At 68.6% G+C, this 18,478-nt stretch carries 18 protein-coding genes, 1 tRNA gene and 1 pseudogene; 9 read left to right on the top strand and 11 right to left on the bottom strand.

Going from position 1 to position 18,478, the window contains the following annotated elements; all coding sequences use genetic code 11:
- Positions 1 to 209: 209 nt before the first annotated feature.
- Positions 210 to 1,559 (top strand): alpha/beta fold hydrolase, encoded by a 1,350-nt coding sequence (locus tag AC07R7_RS22660; protein ID WP_494636672.1) that lies wholly within the window; start codon positions 210 to 212, stop codon positions 1,557 to 1,559.
- Here AC07R7_RS22660 and AC07R7_RS22665 read toward each other — a convergent pair.
- The 4 genes from AC07R7_RS22665 to AC07R7_RS22680 all read right to left on the bottom strand — a co-directional run bounded on the left by AC07R7_RS22665 (position 1,556) and on the right by AC07R7_RS22680 (position 4,862).
- Positions 1,556 to 2,773, bottom strand: a complete 1,218-nt coding sequence (locus AC07R7_RS22665) for a TIGR03862 family flavoprotein (protein WP_494636673.1) — start codon at positions 2,771 to 2,773, stop codon at positions 1,556 to 1,558. The two genes, AC07R7_RS22660 and AC07R7_RS22665, sit on opposite strands and share 4 nt — an antisense overlap.
- A 145-nt stretch (positions 2,774 to 2,918) precedes the next feature.
- Positions 2,919 to 3,605 (bottom strand): 50S ribosomal protein L1, encoded by a 687-nt coding sequence (gene rplA, locus AC07R7_RS22670; RefSeq protein WP_492886787.1) that lies wholly within the window; start codon positions 3,603 to 3,605, stop codon positions 2,919 to 2,921.
- Between the two features lie 4 nt (positions 3,606 to 3,609).
- Positions 3,610 to 4,041: a 50S ribosomal protein L11 gene (gene rplK / locus AC07R7_RS22675; protein WP_058346464.1), complete on the bottom strand. Its 432-nt coding sequence runs from the start codon at positions 4,039 to 4,041 to the stop codon at positions 3,610 to 3,612.
- Between the two features lie 182 nt (positions 4,042 to 4,223).
- Positions 4,224 to 4,862, bottom strand: coding sequence for a TetR/AcrR family transcriptional regulator (locus tag AC07R7_RS22680; protein WP_492836036.1), 639 nt, complete (start codon positions 4,860 to 4,862; stop codon positions 4,224 to 4,226).
- A 118-nt stretch (positions 4,863 to 4,980) separates the two neighbouring features.
- On the opposite strand from AC07R7_RS22680, the gene spt reads away from it, so the two are divergent.
- Together spt and AC07R7_RS22690 are read left to right on the top strand one after the other, a co-directional pair.
- The gene (gene spt, locus AC07R7_RS22685; RefSeq protein WP_494636674.1) at positions 4,981 to 6,198 is read left to right on the top strand and encodes a serine palmitoyltransferase; all 1,218 of its coding nucleotides are present in this window, start codon (positions 4,981 to 4,983) and stop codon (positions 6,196 to 6,198) included.
- Between the two features lie 7 nt (positions 6,199 to 6,205).
- A pseudogene (locus tag AC07R7_RS22690) lies at positions 6,206 to 6,303 on the top strand (hypothetical protein); the annotation flags it as partial.
- A gap of 20 nt (positions 6,304 to 6,323) precedes the next feature.
- On the opposite strand, the gene AC07R7_RS22695 reads toward AC07R7_RS22690, so the two are convergent.
- A complete protein-coding gene (locus tag AC07R7_RS22695) occupies positions 6,324 to 6,941 on the bottom strand; it encodes a 2-hydroxychromene-2-carboxylate isomerase (RefSeq protein WP_494636675.1) in 618 nt (205 codons plus the stop codon).
- Positions 6,942 to 6,963: 22 nt separating this feature from the next.
- Complete coding sequence (locus AC07R7_RS22700) at positions 6,964 to 7,716, bottom strand: SDR family NAD(P)-dependent oxidoreductase (RefSeq protein WP_492886794.1); 753 nt, start codon at positions 7,714 to 7,716, stop codon at positions 6,964 to 6,966.
- Positions 7,717 to 7,841: 125 nt separating this feature from the next.
- Between AC07R7_RS22700 and AC07R7_RS22705 the strand changes: the two genes are divergently transcribed.
- Together AC07R7_RS22705 and fabA are read left to right on the top strand one after the other, a co-directional pair.
- On the top strand, positions 7,842 to 9,677 hold the full coding sequence (locus AC07R7_RS22705; protein WP_494636676.1) for a DUF885 domain-containing protein: 1,836 nt from the start codon (positions 7,842 to 7,844) through the stop codon (positions 9,675 to 9,677).
- Positions 9,678 to 9,787: 110 nt separating this feature from the next.
- Positions 9,788 to 10,318 carry a bifunctional 3-hydroxydecanoyl-ACP dehydratase/trans-2-decenoyl-ACP isomerase gene (gene fabA, locus AC07R7_RS22710; protein ID WP_494636677.1) on the top strand — a complete coding sequence of 177 codons (531 nt, stop codon included), beginning with the start codon at positions 9,788 to 9,790 and terminating at the stop codon, positions 10,316 to 10,318.
- Here the strand turns inward: fabA and AC07R7_RS22715 are convergent.
- The 4 genes from AC07R7_RS22715 to AC07R7_RS22730 all read right to left on the bottom strand — a co-directional run bounded on the left by AC07R7_RS22715 (position 10,315) and on the right by AC07R7_RS22730 (position 12,987).
- Positions 10,315 to 11,814 (bottom strand): putative glycosyltransferase family protein, encoded by a 1,500-nt coding sequence (locus AC07R7_RS22715; RefSeq protein ID WP_494636678.1) that lies wholly within the window; start codon positions 11,812 to 11,814, stop codon positions 10,315 to 10,317. The genes fabA and AC07R7_RS22715 overlap by 4 nt on opposite strands.
- Positions 11,815 to 11,929: 115 nt before the next feature.
- Positions 11,930 to 12,487, bottom strand: a complete 558-nt coding sequence (gene nusG, locus AC07R7_RS22720) for a transcription termination/antitermination protein NusG (RefSeq protein ID WP_099581184.1) — start codon at positions 12,485 to 12,487, stop codon at positions 11,930 to 11,932.
- 10 nt (positions 12,488 to 12,497) lie between these two features.
- Positions 12,498 to 12,815, bottom strand: coding sequence for a preprotein translocase subunit SecE (gene secE, locus AC07R7_RS22725; protein WP_492841862.1), 318 nt, complete (start codon positions 12,813 to 12,815; stop codon positions 12,498 to 12,500).
- A gap of 96 nt (positions 12,816 to 12,911) precedes the next feature.
- A tRNA-Trp gene (locus AC07R7_RS22730) sits at positions 12,912 to 12,987 on the bottom strand.
- A 222-nt stretch (positions 12,988 to 13,209) separates the two neighbouring features.
- Here AC07R7_RS22730 and AC07R7_RS22735 point away from each other — a divergent pair.
- Positions 13,210 to 13,419, top strand: coding sequence for a hypothetical protein (locus AC07R7_RS22735; RefSeq protein ID WP_492886802.1), 210 nt, complete (start codon positions 13,210 to 13,212; stop codon positions 13,417 to 13,419).
- A 16-nt stretch (positions 13,420 to 13,435) separates the two neighbouring features.
- On the opposite strand, the gene AC07R7_RS22740 is transcribed toward AC07R7_RS22735, so the two are convergent.
- Entirely contained in the window at positions 13,436 to 13,855 is a 420-nt protein-coding gene (locus AC07R7_RS22740) for a hypothetical protein (protein ID WP_395445672.1), read from the bottom strand.
- 462 nt (positions 13,856 to 14,317) lie between these two features.
- Between AC07R7_RS22740 and AC07R7_RS22745 the strand changes: the two genes are divergently transcribed.
- From AC07R7_RS22745 to AC07R7_RS22755, 3 genes are all read left to right on the top strand, one after another.
- Entirely contained in the window at positions 14,318 to 15,145 is an 828-nt protein-coding gene (locus AC07R7_RS22745; protein WP_492841868.1) for a ferredoxin--NADP reductase, read from the top strand.
- Positions 15,146 to 15,269: 124 nt separating this feature from the next.
- On the top strand, positions 15,270 to 16,502 hold the full coding sequence (locus tag AC07R7_RS22750; RefSeq protein WP_494636679.1) for a molybdopterin molybdotransferase MoeA: 1,233 nt from the start codon (positions 15,270 to 15,272) through the stop codon (positions 16,500 to 16,502).
- Between the two features lie 84 nt (positions 16,503 to 16,586).
- Complete coding sequence (locus AC07R7_RS22755) at positions 16,587 to 18,473, top strand: polysaccharide biosynthesis protein (protein WP_494636680.1); 1,887 nt, start codon at positions 16,587 to 16,589, stop codon at positions 18,471 to 18,473.
- Positions 18,474 to 18,478: the final 5 nt, after the last annotated feature.

Genomic DNA, 18,478 nt, shown 5'->3' on the forward strand with positions numbered 1-18,478 from the left:
CCGACGGCGAGGAAGGGCTCTTCCTCGATTACGGCGTTGGTGACCCCACGCCCCGTAGTTCTCAAACAGGTTCTTCGTCGGACCGGAGTCCATCGAAGAGGCGCGCCGTATAGACGAAGATCGACGGGATATCAACAGCGCGCGGAAATCCCCTCCCAAAACACCTCACGGTCAGGCTCTAATGGCCCAAGCTCCGAGGGGAACCCGCCATGCACCGCACCGCCGCCGCGTTCACCGCGCTTCTGCTGGCCTTCGCCAGTTCCGCCTTCGCCGAGCTGAAGGCCCCGCCGACGCCGCGGGCCGTGGTCGCCGATCCCGCGCGCGACAAGGACTATCCGGCCGACATGGCCGCGTTCCAGGTCGACATCGCTGGATCCAAGGTCAACGCCATCCTCTACCTGGCCTCGGGGACGCAGCCGCACCCGACGATGCTGTTCCTGCACGGCTTCCCGGGCAACGAGACCAATATCGACCTCTTGCAGGCCGTCCGCCGGGCGGGCTGGAACGCGATGCGGATCAACTATCGCGGCTCGTGGGGCAGCCAGGGCCAGTTCAGCTTCGCCAACGCCCGCGCCGACGGCGAGGCGGCCGTGGCCTGGCTACTGGATCCGGCCAATGTCGCCAAATACCACATCGATCCCAAGCGCATCGTCGTGGCCGGCCACAGCATGGGCGGCTTCATGGCCGCCGACGCCGTCGCCGCCGAGCCGCGCGTGGCGGGCGCGGTGCTGATCGACTCGTGGGACATCGGCGAGGAAGCCGCCAGGATCACCAGCGACCAGGCCCGCAGGGGCGCGGCCGAGGCCATGCGCCCGGACACCGCGCCGCTGGCCACGACCTCCGAAGCCCTGATCGCCGAGATCGAGCGCGACGCGGCCAAGCTGGACCTCGAGAAACTCACCGCCAGGATCTCCGACCGTCCGGTGCTGCTGATCGGCGCCGAGTTCGCCGGCGCGCCCGGCACGCGCAAGCTGGCCGCCGCCGCCAAGGCCGCCGGGGCCAGGGAACTGACCGAGGCCTATTACCCCACCGACCACAGCTTCTCGGATTCGCGCATCGCGCTGGAGAGCGAGGTGATCCGCTGGCTGGCCCGGTTCGATCCGACCATCGCGCCGGCCGGGTCCCGAATTCCGCTGAAGGCCGCCTACGACCCGAACAACCCGTTCGCGAAGATCATCCGGGGCGAGCTGCCGGCCTGGAAGGTCTATGAGGACGCGGACGTCCTGGCCTTCATGGATCGCGCCCCGCTGGAGGCCGGCCACGTGCTGGTGATTTCCAAGACCTCCAAGGCCCGCAACCTGCTGGAGATGGATCCCAAGGATATCGCCAAGGTCATGGCCGTCGCCCAGAAGGTCGGCCAGGCGGAGGTCGACGCCCTGGGGCTGGAGGGCTTCATGATCCTGCAGAACAACGGCGTCGGCCAGAGCGTGCCGCACCTGCATGTCCACGTGATCCCGCGCATCGCCGGCAAGCCCGTCTACCTGGCTGAAAACGCGCCGGCCGATCCGAAGGACCTGGAAGCGATGGCGGCGAAGATCCGGGCGGCGATGAAACCCTAGAGCCTCGCCAGCGCCTGCTTCCCCGCCGCCACGCCGGTCGCGAAGCAGGCTTGCAGCAGGTAGCCGCCGGTCGGGGCCTCCCAGTCCAGCATCTCGCCAGCCAGGATCACGTCGGGACGGCCCTTCAGCGCCAGGCCGTCCAGGCTCTCGAACGTCACGCCGCCAGCCGCGGAGATGGCCCGGTCCAGCGGCTGGACGGCGGTCAGCACGATCGGCGCGGCCTTGATCGCCTGGGCGAGCGTGGCCGGTTCGGTGGGCAGGTCCAGGCCGTGCGCCTCGCGCAGCAGGTTGACCTCGACGGGCGACAGCTTGACCGTCTTGCGCAGGAAGTTGGCCAGGCTCTGGCCGCCGCGCGGCGCGCCCAGCCGGCGCGTCAGGGTCTCGACCGGCAGATCGGGCCGCAGGTCGATGGTCAGCGCCGCCCGCCCCTCGGCCTCAATCGCATCGCGCAGGGACGCCGCCAGGGCGTAGACCGCCCCGCCCTCCAGGCCGTAGCCGGCGACCATGGCGTCGCCCCGCGCGCTCGCCTCGCCATGGCGCAGGCCGATGTTCTTGAGCGGCTCGCCGGCGAAGCGCTCGCGGAAGATCGCGCTCCAGGCGACGTCGAAGCCGCAGTTGGCGGCGCGGAACGGCGCGATGGCCGCGCCCTGCCCTTCTAGCGCCGGAACCCAGGCCGCGTCGGAGCCGAGCCTTGCCCAGCTGGCCCCGCCCAGGGCCAGCACTACCGTCCGAGCACGGACGACCTCGCCGTTGATCAGCAGGTCGCCGTCGGCGCTCCAGCCGGTCCATTCGGCCCGCGTGCGCAGTTGAACGCCCTGCCCCTCCAGGCGCGCCAGCCAGGCCCGCAGCAGCGGCGAGGCCTTCATCGCCTTGGGAAACACTCGGCCGCTGGCCCCGACGAAGGTCGGCTGTCCCAGCCCCTCGGCCCAGGCCACGAGGTCCTTGGGCGCGAACGCCTCCAGCAGCGGCGCCAAGGCCGCCGACCGCGCGCCGTAGCGCTGGCCGAACCGCTCGAAGTCCTCGGAGTGGGTGAGATTGAGCCCGCCGCGCCCGGCCATCAGGAACTTGCGCCCGAAGGTCGGCATCTTCTCGAACACCGCCACGGACTTGCCGGCCGCTCCCCCTAGACCTTGGGCGACCGTCTCGGCCGCCATCAGCCCGGCCGGCCCGCCGCCGATCACGGCGACGTCGAGGATGTCGTCTTGGCTCATCATCCCTGGATCAAAGAAAAAGGGCGAAGCCGCAAGGCCCCGCCCTTCTCTTTCGTCACGTGGGGCTTCGCAGCGCGATGCTCCAAACGCAAGACGGGCGCTGGATCGCTCCAGCGCCCGTCCCGGTAACTCAAGCTTCGACCAGCGATTAGCCGACCGAGGCGGTGTCCACCTTGAAGCCCGGACCCATCGTCGACGACAGGCCGATGCGCTTCACGTAGACGCCCTTGGCACCCGACGGCTTGGCCTTGTTCAGGGCGTCGATCATGGCCTTGACGTTGATGACCAGGGCTTCGTCGGTGAACGAGGCCTTGCCGATGCCGGCGTGAACGATGCCCGCCTTCTCGACGCGGAACTCGACGGCGCCGCCCTTGGCGTCCTTAACGGCTTGGCCGACGTTCGGGGTCACGGTGCCGACCTTCGGGTTCGGCATCAGGCCGCGCGGGCCCAGCACCTTACCGAGGCGACCGACCAGGGCCATCATGTCCGGCGACGCGATGACGCGGTCGAAGTCCATGAAGCCGCCGGCGATCTTTTCGTACAGGTCTTCGGCGCCGACGTGCTCGGCGCCCGCCGCGGTCGCTTCAGCGGCCTTGGCGTCCTTGGCGAAGACGGCGACGCGGACGTCACGGCCGGTGCCCGACGGCAGGTTCACGACGCCACGGACCTGTTGGTCGGCGTGACGCGGATCGACGCCGAGGTTGACCGAGATCTCGATCGACTCGTCGAACTTGGCCTTGGCGTTGGCCTTGACCAGGGCGATGGCGGCTTCGACCGAATGGGTCGCTTCGCGATCGCCGGTCCAGGCGGTGATGCGCTTGGGTTGCTTAGCCATGTGATTAGGCCTCCACGATCTTCAGGCCCATGGCCTTGGCGGAGCCTTCGATGATCTTGGCCGCGGCCTCGATGTCGTTGGCGTTCAGGTCCTTCATCTTCTTTTCGGCGATTTCGCGCAGTTGCGTGCGCGTCACTTCGCCGACGGTCTCGCGACCGGTCAGCTTCGCGCCCGACTTCAGACCGGTGATCTGCTTCAGGTAGTGCGTCGCCGGGGGCGTCTTGGTGATGAAGGTGAACGACTTGTCTTGGTAGACAGTGATCACGGTCGGCAGGGGCGTGCCCTTTTCGACGTTCTCGGTGCGCGCGTTGAACTCCTTGCAGAAGCCCATGATGTTGACGCCGCGTTGACCCAGAGCCGGGCCGATGGGGGGCGAAGGCGTGGCCGAGCCAGCCTTCACCTGGAGCTTGATGTAGCCCAGGATCTTCTTAGCCATGGTATCCTCTCGTGAGGGCCGAGGGCCCTCGCTGGTGAGCCGTGGTGCGGGCTTGGCGGCCCTCCCACGGATTTGAACCTGCCGCCGAAACGACAAGCGCGCCCCAGAACCGGGGTTCGGGAGCGAGGCGCGGCGTTTAGCAGGTGGTCAGGGGAGAGTCAAAGCCTCCAGGGCCCTTTAGCTCAGGCAGCGTTCGGGCAGCGGAGCATCGAATAGAGCTGCGCCGTCAGGCCTGGCCGGGCCGCGTCGGTGGCGCAGGCCGCCGCCGGCGCCAGCACGGCGACCTGGCTGGTTTCCAGGAACACCTCATCGCTGGCGTCGCCGCAGGCCCAGTCGTAGATCGCGCCCAGATAGTTGGCGTAGATCACCCGGCCCAGCCGGTCAGGGTCGACGTGCGGCGCGATCTCGCCGGCGGCCTGGGCCTGGATCATCGCCAGGATGACAATCTGGGCGACGTCGCGACCCAGGTGCGTGCCCTCGAACAGCACGCGCGGGATCCGCACCAGCACCTGGCGATAGAGATGGCTGTCGTCGATATAGAGCTGGGCCGAGGCCCGCGCCGCCTCCAGCGCGAAGGCCACGCCTTTCGCCGAGGAGCGCGACAGCAGCGACTCGACCCGGTTCATGGCCACGTTGATGACCGCCAACCCGACCGCGTCGAGACCGCCGATCAGGTTGTAGATGGTCTGGGGCGAGACCTCGGCGGCCGCGGCGATTTGACTCAACGAGACCTTGTCAAACCCGTGCTCACGCCACAGAACAGCCGCCGCGCCGACGATCTCGGCATATCGGCGCGCCTTGCCCAGCTCCCGCAGAGCCATCCCAGAGTTTGGAATAGAATCCATTTTCATTGATGCGTCTATTTTTAGACTGTATTCCATTTTCCGAACAAGCGGAACCTTACGACCACCCTCCGCGCCGAATTCAGAAAGCACGCACTTGGGACTCTTCGACAGCCACTCCGCCCTGGCCGCCCGCTACGAGACTGCTCGCGCTTCCGGCCAGATGCCGACCGGCGTGGTGATGGACCAGCTCCTCTCGGCCAGCGAGGCGATCATCAACGGCCGCAAGACCGTGACCGTGGGTACGCACAACTATCTGGGCCTGGCCTTCGACGAGGCCAGCATCGAGGCCGCGGTCGAGGCGGTGCGCCGCGAGGGCACGGGCACCTGCGGCTCGCGGATCGCCAACGGCTCGTTCTCGGACCACGTCGCGCTGGAGCGTGAACTGGCCGAGCTGCACGGCATGGCCCACGCCATGGTGTTCTCGACCGGCTACCAGGCCAATCTCGGCATCATCTCGACGCTGGTCGGGGCCGGCGACTTCCTGCTGCTGGACGCCGACAGCCACGCCTCGATCTACGACGCCTGCAAGCAGACCCAGGCCAGCGCCATCCGCTTCAAGCACAACGACGCCGCCGATCTGGACAAGCGCCTGAGCCGCCTGGAGGGCGAGCCGGGCAACAAGCTGATCGTCGTCGAGGGCATCTATTCGATGCTGGGCGACATGGCCCCGCTGAAGGCGATCGTCGAGGTCGCCAAGCGCCACGGCGCGTATATCCTGGTGGACGAGGCCCACTCGATGGGCGTGCTGGGCGACAACGGCTGCGGCCTGGCCGAACAGGAAGGCCTGCTGGACCAGGTCGACTTCGTGGTCGGCACCTTCTCCAAGAGCCTGGGCGCGGTCGGCGGCTATTGCGTCTCCAACCACGAGCAGTTCGACATCCTGCGCATCGCCTGCCGCCCCTACATGTTCACCGCCTCGCTGCCGCCGGCGACCGTCGCCTCCGTGCGCGCCGCGCTGAAAGCCGTGAAGGAACGTCCGCACCTGCGCGCCAAGCTGTGGGCCAATGTCAGCCGCCTGTACGGCGCTCTGGAGGCCGCCGGCTTCCAGCTGGGCTCGACGCCCAGCCCGATCGTCGCCGTCTGCCTGGAGTCGGACGCCACGACCCTGGCCATGTGGCGCGCGCTGCTGGAGGCCGGCTACTACGTCAATATCGGCCTGCCGCCGGCCACGCCGTCGGGCGAGAGCCTGCTGCGCTGCGCCATCTCGGCGGCCCACACCGAGGCGCAGATGGACGACCTGGCGCAAGCCATGATCCGCCTGGGTCATGAGTTCGGCGTGCTGGCCGAGCAGCGGCTGATGGCCAAGGCTTAGGGGGAGCGAAAACCTCGTCCTTCGACACGCTCAGGATGAGGTTTTCTACTGAGATACGGCGCTGAAATTCGTCCTCATCCTGAGCTTGTCGAAGGACGAGGACGGCCCCGCTGATTTGAGCCCCCCTACCCCTTCGCCAACTCGGCCTCGACCTGGCCGAGCCGTTCCTTGCCGAAGAACATCTCGCCGCCGACGAAGAAGGTCGGGATGCCGAAGACGCCGCGCGCGACGGCCGCCTCGGTGTTGGCCATCAGCTGGGCTTTCACCTCGGGGTCGCCGGTCGCCGCCAGCAGGGCCGCGCCGTCCAGGCCGGCCGCGTTCGCCGTGGCGACGAACACCTCCGGATCGTCGAGCTTGAGGCCCTGCTCCCACATGCCCTTCAGCATCGTGTCGAGATAGGCCTCGCCGACGCCCATCCCCATTTCGCTTCTTTGGGCGGCGATCTGGCCGCGCATGAGCAACAGGGTATTGACCGGGAAGTGCGGATTGAACCGGAACGCGGCCAGTCCGTGCGCCTCGATGAAGCGGCGCATCTCCAGCATCTCGTAGTCCATCTTGCCCTTGACGCCGCCGAAGGCGATGGCCGGGGCCTGGTTGCCGGTGGCCTTGAAGATGCCGCCCAGCAGGCACGGCAGCAGGGTCACGGTCGCGCCGTGGCGGGCGGCGATCTCCGGCAGCACCTTCCAGGCCAGGTAGGCGTTGGGGCTGCCGAAGTCGAAGATGAAGTCGACACTCTTGCTCATGGCGTTCACCAGCTTTCTCCCCCTACCAAGTTTCAGAATGGGGCCGCAGGTCGATCTCGTGGGTCCAGGCCGAGCGCGGCTGGCCGTGCAGCCAGACATAGTTCGCGGCGATCTCGGCGGGCTTGAGGATCTCGTCGCGATCCAGCAGGCCCTGGACATCCTCGCGGACCGAGCGGGTGAAGACCCCGTCGATCGCCCCGTCGACCACGACATGGGCCACGTGGATCCCCTTCGGTCCCAGCTCCCGCGCCGCGCTTTGCGCCACCGCCCGCAGGCCGGCCTTGGCCGAGGCGAAGGCCGAAAATCCGTCCTTGCCGCGCAGGCTGGCGCTGGCCCCGGTGAACAGGATCGTGCCGCGACCGCGCGGGACCATCACCCGCGCCGCCTCCCGCGCGGTCAGGAAGCCGGCGAAGCAGGCCATCTCCCAGACCTTGCTGAACACCTGGGCCGTGGTCTCGACCAGGCCGAAGCGGACGTTCGCGCCGATGTTGAAAACGACCACCTCCAGCGGCCCGACCTCGGCCTCGATCTGGTCGACCAGGGCGATCATCTCGGCCTCCCGGCGGGCGTCGACGCCGTAGGCGCGGGCCTGGCCGCCGCTCCCCTTCTCGCTTTGGGCGCGGATCTCGGCGGCCAGGGCCTCCAGCTGCTCGAGGTGGCGCGGGCGACGGGTCATGCAGACCGTGTAGCCCTCGGCCGCGAAGGCCTTGGCGATCGCGCCGCCGACCCCGTCGCCGACACCCACCACCAGGCAGGCGCCTTTGGGACTGCTCATCGACCAACTCCTCTATCTCGACGACAGGTTCGTCTTGAATCGCTACGGAGTCGAGGGGCGCTGGCGCACGCGCCTTGATCGGATAACGTATCTCCGAAACAGCGCAGGGGCGCGGGGGAGTTTTCATGGATCGTCGTCAGTTTCTGCTGGGCGTCGCGCTGACGCCGTTCGCCGTCTCGCCCGCCCTCGCCGCGCCTGGATCCCCATTGGGCGCGAAGGACGCCGAGCTCAAGGCGCTGCTGGACCGGTTCTGGGAAGCCGACCTCGACGCCTCGCCCGAGACCGCCACCAGCCGGGGCCTGGACGTGGGGGCCCGCGCCGGCCAGCGCGCCCAGTTGAACGACGGCTCGCGCGCGGCCCGCACCGCCTGGGTCGCCCAGCGCAAGGACCGCGTCGCGGCCCTGGCCAGGATCGACCCGGCCCAGCTGTCGCCGGCCGCCCGCGTCGACCACGAGGTCACCACCTACACCTACAAGCGCATCGTCGAGGGCGGCGAAAAGTTCACCTACGGCGAAGGCCCCGCCGGCTTCGGCTACGCCCCCTATTCGCCCTATGTGCTGAGCCAGCTGACCGGCCCCTACCAGTCCGTTCCGGACTTTCTGGACTCCCGCCACCCGGTGAAGACCAGGGAAGACGCCGAGGCCTATCTGTCTCGCCTGGAGGCCTACGCCAAGGTCCTCGACGACAACACCACCGCGTTCAGGATGGACGCCGCCGCCGGCGTTCTGGCCCCGGACTTCGCCCTCGAAGCCGGCCTGGCCCAGCTGAAACGCCAGCGCGCCCCGGCGCCCGAACAGACCAGCATCGTCCAGTCCCTGGTCGCGCGCGCGGCCAAGGCGGGTCTTTCCGGCGACTGGTCGGCCCGCGCCAGCGCCATCGTCGGCGGCAAGGTGCAGCCGGCCCTCGACCGCCAGATCGCCGCCCTGGAGGCCCTGCGCCCCAAGGCCACTGGCGACGCCGGGGCCTGGAAACTGCCGATGGGCGAAGCCTTCTACGCCGGGGCCCTAGCCTTCCAGACCACCACTCGCCGCACGCCCGAGGAGGTCCACAAGCTGGGGCTCGACCAGGTGGCCGACCTGACCGCCCAGATCGACGTGCTGCTGAAGAAGCAGGGCCTGACCACCGGCACGGTCGCCGCGCGGCTGACGGCCCTGTCGGCCCGCCCCGACCAGCTCTACGCCAACACCGACGCCGGCCGCGCCCAGCTGCTGGCCGACCTCAACGCCCAGACGAAGGCGATCCGCGCGCAGCTGCCGACCCAGTTCCGCACCCTGCCCTCCGCCCCGGTCGAGATCGTCCGCGTGCCGCCCGAGATCGAGGACGGCGCCCCAAACGGCTACGCCCAGCCGCCGTCGCTGGACGGCGCGCGCCCGGGCCGCTTCTACATCAACCTCAAGGACACCACAGAGTGGCCGAAGTTCAGCCTGCCGACCCTGACCTATCACGAGGCCCTGCCCGGTCACGTCTGGCAGGGTTCGATCGCCCTGGGCTCGCAGGAGATCCCGATGCTGCGCCGGGCCGGCATGGGCTTCGCCGCCTATAGCGAAGGCTGGGCGCTCTATGCCGAGCAGCTGGCCGCCGAGATGGGGGCCTACAAGGACGACCCGCTGGGCGAGATCGGCTTCCTGCAGTCGCTGCAGTTCCGCGCCGTGCGCCTGGTGGTCGACACCGGCATGCACCACAAGCGCTGGAGCCGCGCCCAGGCCACCGACTACATGGTCGACAATACCGGCATGCCGCGCTCGCGGGTGCAGCGCGAGATCGACCGCTACTGCATCTGGCCCGGCCAGGCCTGCAGCTACAAGATCGGCCACACCGAGTGGGAGCGCCTGCGCGACGTCGCCAAGGCCAAGGCCGGCGCGAAGTTCGACCCCAAGGCCTTCCACGACGTGCTGCTGCGCGGGGCCATGCCGCTGGTGGTGCTGGAGCAGGTGCTGAGCACGATGACGTTCACCGCCTGACCGCTCAATCTTGACGATCCCGCCGCCGCACCCACAGCTTGAGCAGACCTCGGGCGGATGCGGCGGCGATTGAAGACCGCCCGCGCGGACCTGAGGGATGGGAGAGAGACTTGGCCGATCCGCGCGACTTCCACACGCCCAAGGACCACTACGCCAAGGCCGACCTGCTGGAGTCGGGCCGGGGCGGCTATTTCGGACCGGGCAACGCCCAGCTGCCCGCGCCGCCGATGCTGATGATGGACCGCATCACCGAGATCAGCCTGGACGGCGGCGAGTTCGGCAAGGGCCACGTGGTCGCCGAGCTGGATATCACCCCCGACCTCTGGTTCTTCGACTGCCATTTCATCGGCGATCCGGTCATGCCGGGCTGCCTGGGCTTGGACGCCATGTGGCAGGTGATCGGCTACTGGCTGGGCTGGTCGGGCTCGCCCGGCAAGGGCCGCGCCCTCGGCGTCGGCGAGGTCAAGTTCCGCGGCGACATCACGCCGGCGTCCAAGCTGGTCCGCTACGAGATCAGCCTGCGCCAGGTCCGCCGAGGCAAGCTGGCCCTGGGCCTGGCCAACGGCCGCCTGCTCGTGGACGGCGAATGCGTCTACACGGCCAACGACCTGAAGGTCGGGATGATCGAGAGCCGCGCCTAAAGCATTTTTCGACGAAGTGGACGCCATTCCAGGACCACAAGCATAGCCAACATCGCCGCCGCCGCCGCGCTCGCCAGCGCCCCCCAGCGTTCCTGCCACAGCACGCGGCGCTCGATCCGGTAGACGCCCGGCCGCGCCTCGAAGGTGATCAGCGGCCCCCGGTAGGGGATTTCCTCGCCGTCGCGGGTGATCCGCCAGATCGGGAAGGCCGCCCGGCCCAAGGTGACCGGACCCGCGGCCTGCACGTCGACGCGCGCGCCCCGGGGCAGGCGATCGTAGGCGGAGACGTCGGCCGTCCGCTGCGTTCCCGAGACGCCGGCGGCCGGCAGGCCGTGCGGCAGATATTCGGGCGCCTCGTTCCGGATCGCCAGGACCGTGGCGACGTCCGGCTGGGCGCGCAGAGCCACGGCGGCCTGGGCGATCATCATGGCGACCGGCACGACCAGCACGATCCGCCCCGCCGACAGCTCCAGGCCCTTCGGCGGATGGGCGGCGATCGCGGTGATGGCGGCGAACTCCACCACCACCAGCAGTCGCCAGGGAAACTGCGCCTTGGCCAGCAGCGGCAGATCCCAGACGAAGGGAATCAGACCCAGGGCCGCCAAGGCCGAAATCAGAGTGATCCACGACCAGAAGGTCCGCGACGGCGCGGCCAGCAGCGTCCAGCCCAACGCCGCCCCGGCGAACAGCGCCAGATTCAGCGGCGACAGCCGCCACGCGAACCAGGTGGCCGGCTGATAGTAGGGGCTCCACAGCAGGTCGGTGGAGATCCTCCCCTGAAGGGTCAGGGCCGGCAACCAGTAGACCGCGCTAAGGCCCGCGCCCAGGACAGCCGCCGCTATCCCCGGCGCGATGATCGCCGGCGTCTTCACCGCCCTCCAGACCGCCAGCGGCAGGATCAGGAAGACACAGGCCAGCAGCGCTGTCGGCAGGTGCGAAAGGATCAGGCCGGCGAAGGCCGCGGCCAGCAACACCACGCCCTTTCGGCGAGGCAGAAGCTCGATCCCCATCGCGATCAGCGGCAGCCAGACGAACGCCGCCGCCTCGGCCAGCGCGCCCCGGACATAGAGGTCGGCCAGGTGATAGGGCGCGGCCATGTAGAGGATCGCGCCCAGCAGCGGCAGAGTCCCCCGGAAGCGCAGCCAGGCATACATCGCCAGGCCCGAGCCGAGCAGCAGGGCGTAGGACAACAGCTGCACGGCGCGCCGTGTCGACAGGCCCAGGAATTCCAGCCCGCCGGCGATCCAGTGAGCGAACGGCGCGTAGAAATAGAAGGTTGGACTGCCCAGCCCCGAGAAGCTTTCCGGGAACCAGCGCGGATAGAGCTCGCCCCGCGCGAAGCCCTCGGCGATCTGGCGAGTCCAGAGGACGTTATAGATCCAGGAATGCGACTCGCCCGGCCCCCACAGGAAGCCCGGCGCGCACAGGATCGCGGCGGCCAGCGCCAGCAGGCCCAGCTCTCGACGCGTGCCGATCGGCGGTGTCAGTCCTCGCAAGGAATCGCTCCCGCCATCCCGCGCTCAACCTGAGGGCGGGCGGGGCCGGACGTCAAAGCAAAAGCCCCGCGCCTTGCGAGCGCGGGGCTTTTTACTTTCAACCGTATCGAAGGGATCAGGAGATCTTTTCGACCTGGGCGTATTCCAGCTCGACCGGGGTGGCGCGGCCGAAGATCGAGACGGTGACCCGCAGGCGGGCCTTTTCCTCGTCGACCTGCTCGACCGAGCCGTTGAAGCTGGCGAACGGGCCGTCGATGACGCGGACGTTCTCGCCGACTTCGTACAGGACGACGGTCTTGGGCTTCTCGACGCCTTCCTCGATGGCGCCGACGATGCGCTGGACTTCCTTTTCGGAGACCGGCATCGGCTTGGAGCCGCTGCCCAGGAAGCCCGTGACCTTCGGCGTGTTCTTGATCAGGTGGTAGGCTTCGTCCGAGAGGTTCATCTTCACCAGGACATAGCCCGGGAAGAACTTGCGCTCGGCGTTGACCTTACGGCCGCGGCGGATCTCGACGACCTCTTCGGTCGGAACCAGGATCTCGGAGAAGTTCTCCTCCAGGCCCTGGTTCTTGGCCTGCTCGCGGATGCTTTCGGCCACCTTCTTCTCGAAATTCGAGTAGGCGTGGACGATGTACCACTTGTGGTTCGGGTTGGACGCGGTTTCGGTGCTCATCGTCTCTATCTTATCCCGAGGTCGCCAGCTTCAGGAGCTGATTGATGGCGAAGCCCAGGCCGCCGTCGACGGCCAGGAAGAACAACGACGCCAGAACCACCATGATGAAGACCATCACGGAGGTGATCCAGGTTTCCTTGCGGCTGGTCCAGGTGATCTTGCGGGCCTCGGCGCGCACCTCACGGAAGAACTGCACCGGCGTGGTGCGCTTCTTCGGCGGGGCGGGCGCGGCGACGGCCGCGGCGGCCCCTGCGGGCGCCATCGCCGCGGCCGTCTTGGCGGCGCGGTTCTTGATCGCTGACGGGCTGGATCCCGGTTTCCTGGCCATGCTCTAGAGGCTCACGACTTCCTAAGTTGGACCCGGACCTACAAGCGGCCCGGTGGCCATAGCCGGGCCCGAAAGCGACCCGTCAAACATATATAGTGGCAGGAGTGGGGGGACTCGAACCCACGACTTTCGGTTTTGGAGACCGACGCTCTACCAGCTGAGCTACACTCCTGCGGACCGACCACCCTTTCGGGCCGACGGACATCCGGAGACAGACAGCGCGCCGGAAGGCTTGGAAGCCTCGGCGCGCCACGTCCTGTCGCCAGAGCCGCGCCATTTAGCAGGGTCGCGAACGGCGGGCAAGCGGCGCGCGGAGGTTTGAGCGGCTTCGCGGGCTCGATCGTGGTTTTCTTCCCGGCCCATGGGGTCTCGGCGAGGATCGAAGCCTCGGGCGGTGCGTTCTTACGCCATGCCCACGATCACCAATCCGCCCCAGCCGGCCTCATCCTCCGACCGCCCGTCGAATCGGGAAGTCGAGAACGAGAACCAGAAGCCCTCGCCCCGCGAAGGCGAGCCGCCGCGACCGGCCACCGAGCCTCAAGGCTCGGCCGACAGCACCCGTTCGCCGAAGACCCAGACGGATCCGGGCTCCGGCGAGGGCTAGCGCTCTTCAGTCCGACCTAGCCGGCCTTGGCCAGCTTGGTCTTTTCGCCCTTGTCGGCCGCGGTCGAGTCGCTGGCCGGCAAGGTCGCGCCGCACTGGATGCCCAGATACGACCACTTCACGTCCGTCAGCTCGCGGCCGCACTGGGTGTTCTTGCCCGAATCCCTGCCGCGCAGCGAGACCGCGACGCCCTTCGACATGTCCGGCGCCGGACTGGCGCTGCTGATGTCGTAATAGCCGCCGCCACGCCCTTTCACGACGAGACAGTTGGTCTTCTCGACGGGCCGCACGCAGCCCGACGCTGTGACTGACGTGGATTCCACGACAACCTGATTAGCTTGCGCGACTTTCGTCTTCGCGCCGCCGTCACTGCAGGCAGCCAAACCAAACGCTAACAGACCGGCCGCCGCAGCGGCCCCTACGAACCAAACCCGCATACGTTCCTCCGTATCGTTGGCTCCGCGAACGAAGCAAAAGGAAGTCTGCGCCTCGTTTGGAATACCGGCAATCACATTTTTGCCGTTTTCGAAAAACCGGTCCGGCGTCTTGATGGTTCAAGAAAAAGATTGTCCCCAATCGGACGACACACGCACGTGTTTGCGAAACTGAACCATGGCGGCGCAATCCTATGCCGAACAGGCATGACATTTCTTCTTATCTGAATATTTGCTGTCGAACCGAGACGACGCTTTTTCTTACCGCGCGAATACTCAGCCTGATCTTCCGACTCGCCGACACATCGCGGACACTCGGCCCGCGGGCGCGAACCGGCGGCGAAGTTTTTCCGGGGACGACTTTAGACAACCGGCGTTGACATCAAGACGGGCTTGCACAAATGAGACAGGCGTCGCCTCAGGGCCGCGGCGGCGCCCTTTTCTCTCAAGGATTTCAGAGCTCAGATGACGGCCACCGCGACCGCCGCAACGCCGGTTAAAGAAGCCCCTTTCCACGTCGAGAAGGTGCTGTGGGTCAAGCACTGGACCGACCGCCTGTTCAGCTTCGGCATCACCCGTCCGGCGTCCTTCCGCTTCCGCTCGGGCGAGTTCGTGATGATCGGCCTGCCGCCGCGCGAAGAGCTGGGCGAGAAGAAGCCGATCCTGCGCGCCTATTCGGTGGCCTCGCCGCACTTCGCCGAGGAGCTGGAGTTCTTCTCGATCAAGGTTCCGGACGGTCCGCTGACCTCGCGCCTGCAGCTGATCCAGCCGGGCGACGACATCCTGCTGGGCAAGAAACCGACCGGCACCCTGGTTCTGGACGCAGTCCGCCCGGGCAAGCGCCTGTTCCTGTTCGGCACCGGCACGGGCCTGGCGCCCTGGCTGGCGGTGGCCCGCGACCCTGACGCCTATAGCCGCTTCGAGCGCGTGATCGTCGCCCACGGCGTGCGCGAGGTGAAGGAGCTGGCCTATCGCGACCTGTTCACCCACGACATCTTCGACGATCCGCTGGTCGGCGACGAGGCCCGCGCCCAACTGACCTACTACCCGACCGTGACCCGCGAGCCGTTCGAGCGTCAGGGCCGCTTCACCGACCTGATCGAGAGCGGCAAGCTGTTCAAGGATCTCGGCCTGGACCAGACGAAGTTCGACCCCGAGAACGACCGCGCCATGCTGTGCGGCTCGATGGCGATGATCAAGGACACCGCCGCCCTGCTCGAAGCCCATGGCCTGAAGGAAGGGTCCAACGCCGATCCGGGCGACTTCGTGATCGAGCGGGCGTTCGTGGGGTGATGCGGACCCGATAACCTCGTCCTTCGACAAGCTCAGGATGAGGTTATCGAGTGCGCCGACATCAAATTGGTCCTCACCCTGAGCCTGTCGAAGGGCGAGGACGGCATCCTGGACGGAACGGCGCGTGACCAACCTCAAGAATCTCACCGTCGAAGACGCCCGCGCCCAGATCCTGGACGGCGCCGGACGGCTGGGCGTCGAGACCGTCGCGCTGGAAGCCAGCCTCGGCCGTGTCCTCGCCCAGACCATCACCGCCCCCCGCCCGCAGCCGCCGTTCGACGCCTCGGCCATGGACGGCTGGGCGATCCGGAAGGCGGACTACGCGCCGGGCAAGGCCTTCGCGATCGCCGGCGAGAGCGCCGCGGGCAAGGCCTATCCGCATGAAGTCCGGACCGATCAGGCCGTGCGCATCTTCACCGGCGCGCCGGTTCCGGCCGGCGCCGACCTCGTCGTCATCCAGGAAGAGGCCATCCGCGACGGCGATACGGTCCGCTTCGAAGCGGGCGAGACCCCCAAGTCCAACACCCGCCCGGCCGGCGGCGACTTCCAGGCCGGCGACGTCCTGCTCGAGCCCGGCGTCGTCGTCGATCCGTGGCGGCTCAGCCTGATCGCCTCGGCCGGTCTCGGCGAGGTCGCCGTCGCCCGCCGCCCGCGCGTGGCGATCCTGGCCACCGGCGACGAGTTGGTCCCGCCCGGCGCCAGCCCGCGCCCGGACCAGATCTTCGAAAGCGGCTCGTTCAGCCTGGTCGCCCTCGTCCAGGCCTGGGGCGGCGAGGCCTTCCGCCTGACCGCCGCGGCCGACGACGCAACCGCCATCGCCGCCGCCGTCTCTTCCTGCGCCTCCCGCGAGGGGCCGGTGGAAGCCGACCTGATCGTCACCATCGGCGGCGCCTCGGTCGGCGACCACGACCTGGTCAAGCCGGCTCTGAAGACCCTGGGGCTGGAACTCGCCGTCGAGACGATCGCCGTCCGTCCCGGCAAACCGACCTGGTCCGGCCGCCTTTCGGATGGCCGCCGCGTGCTGGGCCTGCCTGGCAATCCGGCCTCGGCCCTGGTCTGTGCGGAGCTTTTTCTGCGCCCGCTGCTGGCGGCCCTGGCCGGCGGCGACGCCGAGGTCCGCCTGCTCCCGGCTCGCCTGGCCGCCGCCCTGCCCGCCACAGGTCCCCGCGAGCACTGGATGCGCGCGGCCCTGTCCGTCGATCCCGAGGGGCGAACGATCGCCCGCGTATTCCCCGATCAGGATTCCTCGCTGGTCAGCGTCTTCGCGCGGGCCGATGCTCTCCTGCGACGACGGGCGGGAGTTTCAGCCGCCTCGGCGAACGACATCGTCGACGTTCTGCCTCTGCGGCGCGGCTGAAACCGCGACGGCGACAATTTCGCGTGCTAAGCCCGGACGAGTTTCCCGGGCGCGACCCGACCTTCAGGCCGAGAGGTTCTATTCATGGGGCATGTTGGCAAGATCGCGGCCCACGTTCTGCTGGCCTCATTGGCCCTGCTGTTCGGGCGATACCTCGTCATCGACATGCCCTTCACGCCCGACACCCTGGTACAGGCGGGCTACTACGGACTAGGCGCTCTGATCGTCGAGCTGCTGTTCCGCGTCGAGCGCGCGCCCTGGCGCTTCGTCTCGGCCAGCGACCACCTGCGCCTGTTCCGCTCGGCCGTGCTGACGGCGGCGACCTTCCTGGCCATCACCCGCCTGGTTCACCCGGGAATCGACGGCGGCCTGCGCATGGTCGCCGGCGCGGCCCTGATCCAGGCCACCTTCCTGTCGGCCCTGCGCGTCATCCGCCGCAGCCTGCACGAGCGCCAGCTGTTCGATTCGGTGCTGCGTCTGGGCCCCGCCTCGATGCAACCGGCCCTGCCGCGCCTGCTGATCATCGGCTCGGCCAACGAGGCCGAGGCCTTCCTGCGCGCCCCGGCCGGCCTGGGCGAACGCTACGCCCCGATCGGCGTGGTCTCGCCGCATGACCGCGAGATGGGCGACGAACTGCGCGGCGTCTGCGTGCTGGGCTCGATCGCCGACTTCGACAGCGTGCTGGCCCGCCTTCGCGACAGCGGCCTGTCGCCCTCGGCGATTCTGTTCCTGACCGACAGCGCCATGAGCACGTTCGGCGCCGAGCGCCTGGGTCGCCTGAAGACCGAGGGCGTGCGCCTGCTGCGCCGCCACGGCGTGGTCGAGATGGGCGCCGACGCGGCCGCCGTCGCCTCGCTCCGCGAGATCAGCATCGAGGAACTGCTTAGCCGTCCGCCCGTGCGCCTCGACCCCGAGCCCGTCCGCGCCCTGGTCGCGGGTCGCCGCGTCCTGGTCACCGGGGCCGGCGGCAGCATCGGCTCGGAACTGTGCCGCCAGATCGCCGCCAGCGGCTGCGCCCACCTGACCATGGTCGACGCCTCGGAATACAACCTGTTCCATATCGACCGCGAAATGGCCCAGACTTGGCCCGGCATGCCGCGCCGCGAGATTCTCTGCGACGTGCGCGACGCCGCCCGGGTCCGCCGCGTCTTCGCCGAGCAGCACCCCGACATCATCTTCCACGCCGCGGCGCTGAAGCATGTGACCCTGGTCGAGAACCATCCTTGCGAGGGCGTGCGCACCAATGTGCTGGGCACGCGCAATGTGGCCATCGCCGCCAAGGCCTGCGGCGCCGCGCACCTGGCCCTGATCTCCACCGACAAGGCCGTGGCCCCGACCAGCGTGATGGGCGCGGCCAAGCGCGTGGCCGAGGCCGTGGCGCGCCAGTATGGCGGCGGCGGCGACATGCGAGTCAGCATCGTCCGCTTCGGCAACGTGCTGGGCTCGGCCGGCTCCGTCGTGCCGATCTTCCAGAGCCAGATCGCCCGCGGCGGCCCGATCACCCTGACCGACGCCGCGGTCGAGCGCTACTTCATGACCATCCCCGAGGCCGTGCAGCTGGTGCTGCGCGCCGTGGCCCTGTCACGCATCGCCTCCGAGCCCGAGGCCGGCGTCCTGACCCTGGAGATGGGCGAGCCGGTCAAGATCATCGACCTGGCCCGCCGGATGATCGAGCTGCAGGGCCTGACCCCCGGCAAGGACATCGAGATCCTGATCACCGGCCTGCGTCCTGGCGAGAAGCTGACCGAGACCCTGGTCGACGTGAACGAGATCGCCCGCCCCAAGGCCCCGGGCATCATCGAAGCCCTGCGCCTGGCCGACGCCCCGCTCATCGAACCCGAGCGCCTGCTGGCTCTCGACGCCCTGGCCGAGGACGGCGACGAAGCCGCCGTGCGCGCCCACCTGTTCGAACTGGTCGAGGAGCTGCGTCAGGTCGGACCGTCCAAGGTGGTCAAGATCCGGGCGTCCTGAGACGC

The sequence above is a fragment of the Caulobacter sp. GW821-FHT05F04 genome (assembly GCF_059419665.1).